The organism is Amycolatopsis sp. NPDC004378 (assembly GCF_053602455.1).
On sequence record NZ_JBSGDR010000011.1, the window covers coordinates 223,830 to 236,093 of the forward strand.

The 12,264-nt window shown below is 74.1% G+C and carries 13 protein-coding genes; 6 read left to right on the forward strand and 7 right to left on the reverse strand.

Annotated elements, in window-relative coordinates:
* Nucleotides 1-36 precede the first annotated feature (36 nt).
* Nucleotides 37-891, reverse strand: coding sequence for a universal stress protein (locus ACWEN0_RS29530; protein ID WP_451980555.1), 855 nt, complete (start codon nt 889-891; stop codon nt 37-39).
* 9 nt (nt 892-900) lie between these two features.
* Nucleotides 901-2,088 carry an MFS transporter gene (locus tag ACWEN0_RS29535; RefSeq protein WP_451980558.1) on the reverse strand — a complete coding sequence of 396 codons (1,188 nt, stop codon included), beginning with the start codon at nt 2,086-2,088 and terminating at the stop codon, nt 901-903.
* Nucleotides 2,089-2,194: 106 nt separating this feature from the next.
* Between ACWEN0_RS29535 and ACWEN0_RS29540 the strand changes: the two genes are divergently transcribed.
* Together ACWEN0_RS29540 and ACWEN0_RS29545 are read left to right on the forward strand one after the other, a co-directional pair.
* Nucleotides 2,195-3,082: a LysR family transcriptional regulator gene (locus ACWEN0_RS29540; RefSeq protein WP_451980561.1), complete on the forward strand. Its 888-nt coding sequence runs from the start codon at nt 2,195-2,197 to the stop codon at nt 3,080-3,082.
* Nucleotides 3,083-3,137: 55 nt separating this feature from the next.
* Entirely contained in the window at nt 3,138-4,097 is a 960-nt protein-coding gene (locus ACWEN0_RS29545) for a TIGR01777 family oxidoreductase (protein ID WP_451980564.1), read from the forward strand.
* On the opposite strand, the gene ACWEN0_RS29550 is transcribed toward ACWEN0_RS29545, so the two are convergent.
* Nucleotides 4,090-5,112 (reverse strand): helix-turn-helix domain-containing protein, encoded by a 1,023-nt coding sequence (locus ACWEN0_RS29550; protein ID WP_451980567.1) that lies wholly within the window; start codon nt 5,110-5,112, stop codon nt 4,090-4,092. The genes ACWEN0_RS29545 and ACWEN0_RS29550 overlap by 8 nt on opposite strands.
* Nucleotides 5,113-5,216: 104 nt before the next feature.
* On the opposite strand from ACWEN0_RS29550, the gene ACWEN0_RS29555 reads away from it, so the two are divergent.
* Complete coding sequence (locus ACWEN0_RS29555; RefSeq protein ID WP_451980570.1) at nt 5,217-6,179, forward strand: alpha/beta hydrolase; 963 nt, start codon at nt 5,217-5,219, stop codon at nt 6,177-6,179.
* On the opposite strand, the gene ACWEN0_RS29560 is transcribed toward ACWEN0_RS29555, so the two are convergent.
* Nucleotides 6,176-6,922 (reverse strand): STAS domain-containing protein, encoded by a 747-nt coding sequence (locus ACWEN0_RS29560; RefSeq protein WP_451980573.1) that lies wholly within the window; start codon nt 6,920-6,922, stop codon nt 6,176-6,178. The two genes, ACWEN0_RS29555 and ACWEN0_RS29560, sit on opposite strands and share 4 nt — an antisense overlap.
* Nucleotides 6,923-7,219: 297 nt before the next feature.
* Between ACWEN0_RS29560 and ACWEN0_RS29565 the strand changes: the two genes are divergently transcribed.
* Nucleotides 7,220-8,059, forward strand: a complete 840-nt coding sequence (locus ACWEN0_RS29565; protein WP_451980576.1) for a DUF1932 domain-containing protein — start codon at nt 7,220-7,222, stop codon at nt 8,057-8,059.
* Here ACWEN0_RS29565 and ACWEN0_RS29570 read toward each other — a convergent pair.
* On the reverse strand, nt 8,043-9,080 hold the full coding sequence (locus ACWEN0_RS29570) for an NADPH:quinone reductase (RefSeq protein WP_451980579.1): 1,038 nt from the start codon (nt 9,078-9,080) through the stop codon (nt 8,043-8,045). The two genes, ACWEN0_RS29565 and ACWEN0_RS29570, sit on opposite strands and share 17 nt — an antisense overlap.
* 386 nt (nt 9,081-9,466) lie before the next feature.
* On the opposite strand from ACWEN0_RS29570, the gene ACWEN0_RS29575 reads away from it, so the two are divergent.
* Both ACWEN0_RS29575 and ACWEN0_RS29580 read left to right on the forward strand, forming a co-directional pair.
* The gene (locus ACWEN0_RS29575; protein WP_451980582.1) at nt 9,467-9,604 is read left to right on the forward strand and encodes a hypothetical protein; all 138 of its coding nucleotides are present in this window, start codon (nt 9,467-9,469) and stop codon (nt 9,602-9,604) included.
* A gap of 79 nt (nt 9,605-9,683) precedes the next feature.
* Nucleotides 9,684-9,815: a hypothetical protein gene (locus ACWEN0_RS29580; protein WP_264086319.1), complete on the forward strand. Its 132-nt coding sequence runs from the start codon at nt 9,684-9,686 to the stop codon at nt 9,813-9,815.
* Nucleotides 9,816-9,845: 30 nt separating this feature from the next.
* Here ACWEN0_RS29580 and glgC read toward each other — a convergent pair whose 3' ends face one another.
* Nucleotides 9,846-11,063 (reverse strand): glucose-1-phosphate adenylyltransferase, encoded by a 1,218-nt coding sequence (gene glgC / locus ACWEN0_RS29585; RefSeq protein ID WP_451980585.1) that lies wholly within the window; start codon nt 11,061-11,063, stop codon nt 9,846-9,848.
* The gene (glgA, locus tag ACWEN0_RS29590; RefSeq protein ID WP_451980588.1) at nt 11,060-12,214 is read right to left on the reverse strand and encodes a glycogen synthase; all 1,155 of its coding nucleotides are present in this window, start codon (nt 12,212-12,214) and stop codon (nt 11,060-11,062) included. The genes glgC and glgA overlap by 4 nt, the downstream gene beginning before the upstream one ends.
* Between the last annotated feature and the right edge of the window lie 50 nt (nt 12,215-12,264).

A 12,264-nucleotide genomic window follows, 5' to 3' on the forward strand; every position in this document is an offset into this window, starting at 1 on the left:
GCCATCCTGCCGGGTCCCGCTTCCGTTCCGCTTCCCTCAGCCGGCGGTCCGCACGAGCAGGACCGGGCACGCCGCTTGGTGCAGGAGGGCCTGGCCGGTCGAGCCCAGCAGCAGCCCGGGGAAACCGCCGCGGCCGCGGTCGCCGAGGACGACCAGCTGGGCCGCGCCGCTGCGCTCGATGAGCTCGCGCCGCGGGTGGGCGTGGACGACGACCTGCTCGAGCGCGACGTCGCCGGTCTCCTGGTCGAGCAGCCGCTCGCCGAGCAGCCGCTGCCCGGCTTCGGTGACGCAGCGCGGGTCCTGCCGCGGCGGCGGGGTGTCGGCCCAGGCGTGCAGCACGACGAGCGAAGCGTGGCGCGCGCGGGCTTCGGCGAGCGCGGCGGCGAGGACCCGGGCGCCGGCTTCGCTGCCGTCGATGCCGGTGACGACCGGGCGCTCGGCGGCCCCGGGCTCGTCCCAGCTGTCCCCGCGCACGACGGCGGTGTCGCAGTGCGCGTGCGTCCCGACGGCGGCGGCCACGGACCCGGCCAGCAGGCTGGTGAGCCTGCCGTGCCCGGCCGACCCGACGACCAGCAGCGCGGCCGACCGGGACGCCTCGATCAGCGTCTGCGCGGCCCGGTCGGGGTCGAGCCGGGTCGACGCCCCGGGAACCCCTTGCGCGGCCGCGAGTTCCGCGGCCGTGCGCAGGGCTCGCCGGCCCCGCGCGCGGAGGGCGTCGACCATCTCGTCGGGTGGCGGCACGACGCCGCCGGCGAGCAGCGCCGGGATGTCGAGCGCGTGCACGATTTCGAGCGGTGCGCCCCGCAGCCCGGCGGTGCGCGCGGCCCAGCGGACGGCGTCGAGCGACTCGGCCGACCCGTCCACCCCGGTGACGATCGGCGCGGCGGTCATGCGACGACTCTAGGCCCGCCCGAGGGTCCGGCGCGCCGACCAGCCGAGCAGGGCCAGCTCCAGGACGGCGAACCCGGCCAGGACCACCGAACCGGACGCCACGAGCATCGCGAGACCGATCAGCAGCACGGGCACCACCAGACCCGCGTAGGCGGCCAGGAACAAGGCGGCCAGGACCTCGCCGCGGGTGAGGTCGTCCGCGAGGGCGGCCACCGTGCCGACCGCGGCGCGGAAACCGAGCCCGAAGCCGGCTCCGGCCAGCACGCTCGCGCCGAAGAACAGCGGCAGCGAACCCGTGAACGCCGACACCGCCAGCAGCACCAGGCCCGTGCCCATCAGCGTGTACCCGGACCGCAGCTGGGGGCGGGTGCCGAGTCGCGCGAACGCCACCTGGGCGAGCGCGGCGCTGCCGAGCATGGTGAACGGTGCGAGCCCGGCGAGCAGCCGCGACGGCTCGTGCAGCTCGTGCGCCAGCAGCGTCGGGGCGAGCGCCATGAACAGGCCGCTGAGCGCGAACGCGGCGAACACGCCGATCGCGGCGCCGGTGAACTCGGACCGGGCGGCCGCCGGCAGGGACAGCCGCTGCGGCCGGTACGCGGGCCGCTCTTCGCGGCGTTCGACGGTCTCCGGCACCAGGCTCACGGCGATCGCCTCGAGCAGCAGCACCACCAGGAACACCGCGAACGGAGTGCTCAGCGGGCGCCCGGCGAACTGCGCGAACACCGCACCCACGAGCGGGCCCAGCGCGAGACCGCCCGCGTTGACGACCGTCGCGACGAGGCCCGGGCGCGGCTGCGGGCGCAGCTCGGACAGGTGCGCGGTGGCCGTCGCGGTGATCGCGCCGATCCCGGCGCCGCTGACCAGCCGCGCGACGATCAGGCCGGGAACCTCCGGCCAGAGCAGGAACACCGCGGCGGACAACGCCTCGGCCAGCAGCCCCGCGACGAGCACGCGGCGGCGGCCCAGCCAGTCGCTGACGTGCCCCGCGAGGTACAGGCTCAGCATCACCCCGACCGCGTACGCGGCGAAGACGACCGTGACGAGGAACGCCGGAAACCCGTCCCGCTGCTGGTAAAGCGCGTAGAGCGGGGTCGGGACGGTGGAGAACGCGAGCGCTGTCGCGAACGCGACCGCGACGACGCGGAACCCGAGGCCGTGGCTCACGCGGAGCCGGGCCGGGGACAGGGTGACGGACATCGGGACCTTCCGGGGTTTCCAGGGATCTTCCGCACTCCACGATGTCCCCGCCGACTCAGCAAGTCCAACGAAAAGTCCTGGTCCTAGTTATCGCTAAGATCGATGAATGGAGACGCGCCGGCTCGAGTACTTCGTCGCCGTGGCCGAGGAGCTCAGCTTCACCCGGGCCGCCCAGCGGCTGTTCGCGGTGCAGTCGACGGTGTCCGCCGCCGTCCGGGCGCTGGAGACCGAGCTGGGGACCCGGCTGTTCGACCGGTCCACCCGCCGGGTCGCGCTTTCGGCGGCCGGCGAGGCGTTCCTGCCCGAGGCGAAGAGCGCGATCGAGGCACTGGAACGCGCCCGGGCGACCGTCCAGGAGGCGGCCGAGGGCCTGCGCGGCAGCCTGCGGATCGGCACGCTGACGTCGATCGGCGGCATCGACCTGCCCGAGCTGCTCGGGGCGTTCCACCGCCGCCACCCCCGCGTGGACATCCACGTCACGGTGTCGATCACCGGCTCGACCGGGCTCGCCGAAGAGGTCCGGCAAGGCCGCCTCGACCTCGCCGTGGTGGGCCTGCCCGAGACCGATCTCGCCGGGCTGGCCGTCCTGCGGGTCGAGACGAGGCCGTTCGTCGTGCTGCTGCCGCGGACCCATCCGCTGGCGGCGCGGAAGGCCGTGCGGCTCGCGGACCTCGCCGGCGAGTCGTTCATCGACACGCCGCGCGGGTTCGGCAACCGCGTCGCGATGGACCGCGCCTACGACGCGCTCGGGTCGCCCCGCCGGGTCACCGTCGAGGTCGCGGACCTGCGCACGGTGCCGGGCTACGTGCGCGCCGGGCTGGGCGTCGCGGTCGTCCCGGACACGCCGTCGCCGGACGAGCCGGACGTCGTCGTGCTGCCGCTCGCGGGATCCGGGCTGGACTGGCCGCTCAACGTCGTCACGTCGGGGGCGAAGCCGCCGAGCCGGGCCCTGCGGACACTGCTCGACCTCGTCGGCGCGTCCCGCCATATTTGAACGTGTTCAACTCCTTCGGTACGGTGGCCTGGGGCGGACCGTGAAGGGGGACTTCATGAAGGTCGTCATCCCCGGGGGCACCGGGCACCTCGGGCGGGTGCTGAGCCGCCGGCTGGCCGGACGCGGCGACGAGGTCGTCGTGCTCACCCGGCGGGACGTCGCACCGGAGCCGGGCGTCCGGCACGTCCGCTGGGACGGGCGCGCGGCCGGGCCGTGGACGGGCGAACTCGACGGCTGCGACGTCGTGCTCAACCTGGCCGGCCGGTCGGTGAACTGCCGCTACACCCGCGCGAACCTGCGTGAGATGTGGAACTCGCGGGTGGACTCGGCGCGCGTCGTCGGCGGCGCGATCGAGCGGGCCGCGCGGCCGCCGCGCGTCTGGCTGCAGATGAGCACGGCCACGATCTACGCGCACCGCCACGACGCGGCGAACGACGAGACCACCGGCGTCCTCGGCGGCGGCGAACCGGGCGTGCCCGGGTACTGGGCCTTCAGCGTCGACCTTGCCCGGGCGTGGGAGCGCGAGCAGGAGAAGGCGGACACCCCGCGCACCCGCAAGGTCGCGCTGCGGACGGCGATGGTGATGAGCCGGGAGCCCGGCGGCGCGTTCGAGATGCTGCTGCGGCTGACCCGGCTGGGCCTCGGCGGCCCGGTCGCGGGCGGCGGCCAGTACCTGTCGTGGATCCACGAAGCCGACCTGGTCCGCGCGCTCGACTTCCTCGTCGCGCGCGACGACCTGAGCGGGCCGGTGAACCTGGCGGCCCCGGAACCGGTGCCGTACCGGGACTTCCTGCGTGCGCTGCGGGCGGCCGCGGGGGTCCCGTTCGGGCTCCCGGCGACGAAGTGGATGGCGCGGATCGGGGCGTTCGCGCTGCGCAGCGACACCGAGCTGCTGCTGAAGAGCCGTCGCGTGGTCCCGGGACGGCTGCTGGAGGCGGGGTTCGTCTTCGCGCACCCCGAATGGCCGGCGGCGGCGCGGGACCTGCTGGGCAGTCCACAGAGGACGGTCAGCTGAGGCCGGCGTTGTCCCGCAGCCGCCGTAGCATCAGCGCGAGGTGCAGCCGGAACCGGCCCGCGGGGGAGTCGACCTCGAACCCGAGGACGGCTTCGGCGCGGGCCAGGCGGGCCGGCATCGTGCTGTGGTGGCGGTGCAGGACCGCCGCGGCCTTGCGGGCCGAGCCGGTCGCGCACAACGCGTCGAGCGCGGAAAGCGTGTCGTCGCCGTGGACTTCGGCCGCCAGCCGGTCGAGGGCCCGGACGTCGGCCAGCTCGGCGAAGTCCGCTTCGGCGAGCTTGCCGGCGAGCGGGGCGAGGCTCCCGAGCCGGTCCCACCAGACGACCGGCTCGGCCGCCGAGGTGAAGCGCAACGCCGTCCGGGCCGCGGCCCACGAGCGGGCGACGTCGAGGGCGGGCACCTCCGGGCCGATGCCCGCCCGGCCGCCGTCCGGCAGCGGCCCGGGTGCCGCGCCGGTCAGCACGGCGCGCACGCCGCCCAGCTGGGCCGACCGCCCGGCGAGCCCGTCGACACCGGTGCCCGCGAGCACGCGCAGCCGGGCCGCCGGGCCGATGCCGAGCAGGTGCAACGCCCGCGACCGCTCGGCCGTGCCGACGTCTTCGGAGAGCACCAGCTCGATCAGCGCGGGGTCGCCGAGCTCCGGCCGGGGCACGCCGGTGTGCTCCAGCAGGATCGCGGCGGCGATCGCGAACCGCTCCAGCAGCATGTCGTCGAGCGGGATCGGCGCGCCGTCCCGCGCCACCCACACCTCGACGCCGCCTTCGAGCGCACGCGTGGCGGCTCCGGGCGGCGGCGTCCCCGGCGTCGTGACGTCTCCGCTCGCGTCCGCGCGCAGCGACAGGCCCTGACCGGGGGCGTGCACGCCGACCGGGCAGCCGGCGAGCTCGGCCGTGCTGCGCACCAGCGCGTCCAGGCCGGCGCGGCCGGTGATCAGGCGGTCGAAGAACCCGATCACCCGCACGGCGTTTTCGGCGTCGGCGTCGAGCCCGGACAGCCGCAGCAGCAGCCCCTTCATGCCGTCACGATAGGCGCGCTCGCCGCCGGATGGCGAGGTCCGGCGCGGGAACACCCGCCGCGTGGCGGTGGCCCGGGCCGGGTCGAGCGGCCGAAGATCGGGGCATGACCTACGCGATCGATCCCGAGCTGCTGCCCTGGCTGGACATGCTGCCGTCCGTGACGCTGACCGACTACGACGCCCTGCTCGCCGCGCGCTCCTCGATGGGGGAGCTGGGCGACCTCTTGCCGGCGTACGAGCCGGTGAACCCGGTCGACGTCCGGGACACCGCGGTGCCCGGCCCGTCCGACGCCCCGGACGTCCCGGTGCGCGTGTACGGCCCCGCGAACCGCACCGGCGCGGTGCCCGGCCTGCTCTACATCCACGGCGGCGGGTTCGTCCTCGGCGACCTGGCCATGTTCCACGCCCAGCTGTTGCGCCTGGTCGACGAGCTCGGGATCGTGATCGTGTCGGTGGACTACCGGCTGGCGCCCGAGCACCCGTTCCCGGCGCCGGTCGAGGACTGCTACGCGGCCCTCAAGTGGGTCGAGGCCAAGGCGCCGGAGCTGGGCATCGACCCGGCCCGGCTGGCCGTCGGCGGCGAAAGCGCGGGCGGCGGGCTCTCGGCGGCGGTGGCGCTGCTGGCCCGCGACTGCGGCGGCCCGGCGCTCTGCTTCCAGTACCTCGGCATCCCGGAGCTGGACGACCGCCTGGACACCGCGTCCATGCGCGCGTACACGGACACGCCGCTGTGGAACCGGCCCAACGCGATCTACAGCTGGACCAGCTACCTCGGCGCCGAGCCGGGCGGCGAGGACGTTTCGCCCTACGCGGCCCCGGCCCGGGCCGCCGACCTGGCCGGGCTGCCGCCCGCGTTCGTGACGACGTGCCAGTTCGACCCGTTGCGGGACGAGGGAATCCGGTACGCGCAGCGCCTGGCCCACGCCGGCGTCGCGACCGAGCTGCGGCACTACCCGGGCACGTTCCACGGCTCGGGGATGGTGGAGACGGCGGCGATCTCCCGGCGGATGCTGGCCGACGAGATCGAGGCGCTGCGCCGCGGGCTGCGGATCACCGCGGCCGGCTAGTTCCCCGGCGGGACGGCGAGCACCGCCCACACCACCTTGCCGCCCGACTGCGTGTGCGTGCAGCCGCACTTCCGCGCCAGCCGGACGACGACGTCGAGGCCGTTCGCCGGGCTGTCGGGCCGCCGCGGGCGGGGCAGCCGGACGGGCCGGGGGTCGTCGTCGGCGACCGCGACCGTGAGGTTGCCGTCCCACAGCTCCAGCCGCAGCCGGGCCGGCGAGGTGGTGCGCTCGGCGGCGCTCGCGACGAGCTTCCCGGCCACGGCGACCGCGTCTGCGCCGAGCTCGCCGATCCGCCAGTTGTCGCAGGTGTCGGCGACGAACCGCTCGGCCGCGAGAACGCTCAGGCCGGACGGCGGCAGCCACAGCTCGGTGCGGTGCCGGGGCGCCGGGGTGCCGAGGTTGTCGAGTGCTTCGGCCACGCTCGGGTACAGCCGGAGGAACGGCCGGGCCGGCGTGGTCCGGAACAGGGCTTCGTGCGCCGGCCCGGGGACCACGGCCAGGGGCACCGTCGACCACTGCGAGATGCGCATCCAGGCGGCGACGAAGACGCTGACGAGGTAGTCGTCCGTGATCTCCAGGGCGTCGAGGTCGACGACGACCGCCGGTGGCTGGTCCGCCGCGCACTTCAGGAGGAAGTCCCGCAGCTGCGGGTAGGTGCGGGTGGTCAGCTTCCCGGACGGGTGGACGACCGACGCCCGGGGCAGTGCGGACAGTTCGCAAGTCAGCAGGTTGTCCGTGGTCACGGATCCGCTCGACCTCTCGTGGTGGGTTCAGGCAGGCAGGCCGACCGTAAACCGCCGGTGTCTTGATCGCCATCGGGGTTGGCGACGGTTCACTCGATTCGGCTATTCAGTCGATCTGTTCGCGGGGAAAGGTAAACGTTTGGTGAGCAGAAGTCCCTCGATAGGCGGAGAAAATGACCGTCAAGATTTCCCGGATTTTCTCTCGGAAACGCGGGGTTGGGTAATTTCCCACGACGGGGGTGCTCGGCCGCGGAGACGCTCTGCGCGATCATGGCGGTCCCCGTGAAAGGAGCCACCGTGGCCACCACTACCGGACTGCTGCACCCCGGGGCGATGGGCGCCGCGGTCGGCGCCGTCCTCACCGCCGCCGGCACCCCGACCTCCTGGGTCTGCGCCGGTCGCGGGCCCGCGACGCGACGCCGGGCGGAAGCCGCCGGGCTCGCCGAGGTCCCCGACGTCGCCGGGCTGGCCGGGTGCGACGTGATCCTGAGCGTCTGCCCGCCGGCGGCCGCGCTCGACGTCGCCCGGAGCGTCGCCGCGACCGGGTTCGCCGGCGTCTACCTCGACGCGAACGCCATCAGCCCCCGGCACGCCGGGGAGGTCGAGCGGATCCTGGCCGCGGCGACCGTCGTCGACGGCGGGATCGTCGGGCCGCCGCCGCGCTCGGCCGGGACCACCCGGCTGTACCTGTCCGGGCCCACGGCCGCCGTCGCGCATGTCGAGAGTCTCTTCGCGGCCGGCAACCTGACGCCGGTCGTGCTGGACGGTCCCGTCGGCCAGGCGTCGGCGCTCAAGCTCGCCTTCGCTTCCTACAACAAGCTGACCTTCGCGCTCGCCGCGCAGTCCCACGCGCTCGCGGAACGCCACGGCGTCGGCGGCGAGCTGCGGGAGCTCGCCGCCGACGTGCTGCCGGGCACGCCGTTCGGCGCACCCGGCGGGATCGTCTCCGCCGGGCAGCGCGCGTGGCGGTGGGAAGGCGAGATGGCGGAGATCGCCGAAGCCTGCGCCGACGCCGGGCTGTCCCCGGCCCTGCTCGTCGCCGTGCGAGAGCTGTTCGGGCGCTGGCGCGCGTACCGCGACGACGACGGCGTCGGGCTCGGCGAACTCCTTCAGGCGCTGGTCACCCCGCCGGAGTGACGTCGATCAGCACCTTCCCGGTCACGCTTTCTTCCGACGCGATGTGGGCCTTCGCGGTGTCTTCGAGGGCGAAGCGGTGGACCGGCACCCCGCGGTCTTCGCCCAGCCGCAGCGCGCCGTCGGCCATCGCCGCGGTGATGTCCTCCGCACCGGCGCGGAGCTTGTCGTCCCCGACGGTGTAGAGGACGAGGAACTGGTACCGCGCGTTGAGCCACAGGTTCGCGCCGAAGTCGAGGTTGACGGTCCCGGTGCCGCGGTCGTCGCCGTAGAGCGCGACCGTGCCGCGCGGGCGCAGGACCTCGGGGTGCAGTGCGGCGTTGACCCCGGCCGCGACCTCGACGATCACGTCGACGCCGTCCGGGGCGACCTCGCGGATCCGGGTGGCGAGCTCCGGGTCGGGATAGCGCAGCACGTGCTGGGCGCCGGCCGCCCGGGCGAGGGCCGCCTTTTCGTCGCTGCTGACGGTCGCGATCACCGTGGCACCGGCCCAGCGGCCCAGCTGGATGGTGGCGTTGCCGACCGCGCCCGCGCCGCCGCTGACCAGCACGGTCTTGCCCGCCAGCGCGCCGGCGGCGAGCCGGCCGGGCCCGTCTTCGGCGACGGTGAGGGCCCGGTGCGCGGTCAGGCCCGGGACGCCGAACCCGGCGCCGTCGTCGAACCCGACGGCGCCGGGCAGGCGGACCAGCTTCCCGGCCGGCAGCACGGTGAACTCCTGCGCGGTGCCGGCCGCGGGCGCGTGGGTGCCGGCGAGGACCAGCCACACGCGGTCGCCGGGGGAGAAGCCGGTGACGTCCGGGCCCACGGCGTCGACGACACCCGCGCCGTCCTGGTTGGGCACGGTGTCGGGCGCCTCGGTGCCGGCCGCGACGCCGCGGCCGCGCCGCGCTTTCCAGTCGGTGGGGTTGACCGCGGACACGACGACGCGGACGCGGACTTCGCCGGGTCCGGGGTCCGCGGCGGCCCGCTCGGACAGGGTCAGCACCTCGGGGCCGCCGTGGCGGCGGTAGACGACTGCTTTCATGTCCGGTGCAATCCCGCGTCACCCCCGGGTTATTCCCGCCACCGGAAATGAGCAGAGGGTAAATCCGCAGCGTGTGCGGGTCGCATATTCGGATGTGGGGGAAACGGCGGAAAACGCGCGCCGCGCGGGTGATCCCCCGGCCGGGCGATTTTCCGTGTTGCCCGAGCGAAAACGGCCGCCGTCGCAGAAACTGGGCGCGTGGGAGAGGAAAAGCGCGGCCAGGGGGACGAGCCGAGGCGCGACGACGGGGAACCGACACCGATCTTCGACGCGGTGTTCAGTGCGGCGCGCGCCCGGTCGAATACGCAGAATCCGCCGAAGGAGCCGGACAAATCAGGGCGGTGAATCGTTTTGGGCGCCCCGGGCGGGCGTGGCGCGGCCTGGCCGTGACGTATGCGCTGGTCTCGGTGGTCCAGGCGTACCTCGCGGCCACGATGGACGTGCTGTGGGCGGCGGCTCTGGCGGTGGTGTTCCTGGCGGCGGCGGTCGCGTGCGGGTTCGCGGCCTGGGGCCTGCACCGCTGACGTGTGGCACTTTGTTCGACGTTCGCGTGGAACCTGTAGCATCTCGGGTGCACGTGCATCTGCGGGTGAGGAGTGGAACGTGGCCGGGGTCGTGAACAGCATGATCGCCGCCGAGTACGCGGCGGGAGCCACGATCTCGGAGCTGGCCGAGCGCTGGGGCATCGACCCGCGCCAGGTCGTCGAGCGCATCTCCGCCGCCACCCGCTCCTGACACCCGCCACCGCTGTGGTGAGCGGGCCGGTCAGATCGCGCGTTCGCCCTTGCCGAGCACCACGATCCCGCCCTCGCTGACGTGGTAGTGCCCGCGGTCGCGGGCCAGGTCGACGCCGATGTGCGCCCCCGGCGGCACGACGACGTTCTTGTCCAGGATGGCCCGCCGCACGACCGCGCCGCGGCCGACCCGGGCGCCGTCCAGCAGCACCGAGCCCTGGACCACCGCGCCCTGCTCGACGAGCACGTCCGGCGACAGCACCGAGTCGACCACCTGCGCGCCCGAGATGATGCAGCCGTTGCTGACGATCGACTGGTTCGCCGAGCCGCCCTCGACGAACTTCGCCGCCGCGCGCTGGCCCGGGTGGGCCAGGATCGGCCACTTGCGGTTGTAGAGGTTGAAGATCGGGTGCGTCGAGATGAGGTCGGTGTGCGCGTCGTAGTAGCTGTCGATCGTCCCGACGTCGCGCCAGTAGCCGTGGTCGCGTTCGGTCTCGCCGGGCACGACGTTGCCGTTGAAGTCGTAGACCGCGGCCTTGCCCGACTTGACGAGGGCCGGGATGATGTCCCGGCCCATGTCGTGGTGGGACGCGGCGTTCTCGGCGTCGGCGTGCAGCGCCTCCAGCATCACCTTGGTGGTGAAGATGTAGTTGCCCATCGACACGTACGACTCTTCGGGGGAGTCCGGCAGGCCCGGCGGGTCGTCGGGCTTCTCCATGAACGCGTCGATCATCAGGCCGTCGGTGGTCCGGATGACGCCGAACGAGCTCGCCTCGGCCCGCGGCACCCGGATCCCCGCGACCGTGACGCCGGCGCCGGAGGCGACGTGCGCCTCCAGCATCTGGCGCGGGTCCATCCGGTAGATGTTGTCGGCGCCGAACACCGCGATGTACTCGGGGTCCTCGTCGTAGACCAGGTTGAGGCTCTGGTGGATCGCGTCGGCGCTGCCCTGGTACCAGCGCGGGCCCAGCCGCTGCTGCGCCGGCACCGGCGTGACGTACTCGCCGGTCAGCGACGACAGCCGCCAGGTGGTCGAGATGTGCCGGTCGAGCGAGTGCGACTTGTACTGCGTCAGCACGCACAGCCGCCGGAACCCGCCGTGCACCATGTTCGACAGCACGAAGTCGACCAGCCGGTGCACGCCGCCGAACGGCACCGCGGGCTTGGCCCGGTCGGCGGTGAGCGGCATCAGGCGCTTGCCCTCGCCGCCCGCGAGCACGATGCCCAGGACGTCGGCTCCACTGTTCACGAAGACCTCCCGCACGCTTCGTAGAGGGCGACCGTCCGCTCGGCGATCGCCTTCCAGCCGAACTCGCCGACCGCGCGCTCGCGGCCGGCCCTACCCATCGCGGCGGCCCGGTCCGGGTCGCCCACCAGCTCGTTCAGCGCCGCGCCCAGTGCCGCTTCGTACCCCGCGGGATCCGCTTCGTCGTAGTGCACCAGCAGGCCGGTCCGGCCGTCGTCGACGACTTCGGGGATCCCGCCGACGTCGCTGGCGACCACGGCCGTGCCGCACGCCGCGGCCTCCAGGTTGACGATCCCGAGCGGCTCGTAGACCGACGGGCAGGCGAACACCGCGGCGTGGGTGAGCAGCTGGACGACCTCGCCGCGCGGCAGCATCTCCGGGATCCAGCGGACGCCGGTGCGCGTCTTCTCGAGGTCGGCGACCAGCCCGCGGAACTCCGCGTCGAGCTCGGGGGTGTCGGCGCCGCCCGCGCACAGCACCAGCTGGGTGCCGGGGTCGAGCGCCGCGCCGGCCCGCACCAGGTGCGGCACGCCCTTCTGGCGCGTGATCCGGCCGACGAACAGCACGTACGGCCGGTCGGGGTCGATGCCGTGCTTCGCCAGCGCTTCGGTGCCGGGGTCGGGGCGGTAGAGCGTGGTGTCGATGCCGTTGTGGATCACGTGAACGCGCTCGGGCGGCACGGCCGGGTAGGCGTCGAGCACGTCCCGGCGCATGCCGCCGCTGACGGCGACGATCGCGTCCGCACTTTCGTAGGCCTCGCGTTCGATCCACGACGAGACGCGGTAGCCGCCGCCGAGCTGTTCGGCCTTCCACGGCCGCAGCGGTTCCAGCGAGTGCGCGGTGACGACGTGCGGGATGCCGTGCGTCATCTTCGCCAGGTGCCCGGCCAGGTTCGCGTACCAGGTGTGGCTGTGCGCGAGGTCGTGGCCTTCGAGCGCGTTCGCCATGGACACGGCGATGTCCATGGTCGTGAACGCGGGCTGCCGGTAACCGTGCGGATCGGTGTGCCCGGTGGCGCCGGGGCGGTCCGCGCCCCAGCAGTGCACGTCGAGATCGACCAGCGGCCGCAACTCCCGGGCGAGGAACTCCACGTGAACCCCGGCCCCGCCGTAGACCTCCGGCGGGTACTCCCGGGTGAGCAGGCCGACCTTCATGACCGAACCCTATGGCCTTTCCGGCCCGTGGCGCAGTCTGGCGTCCAGGG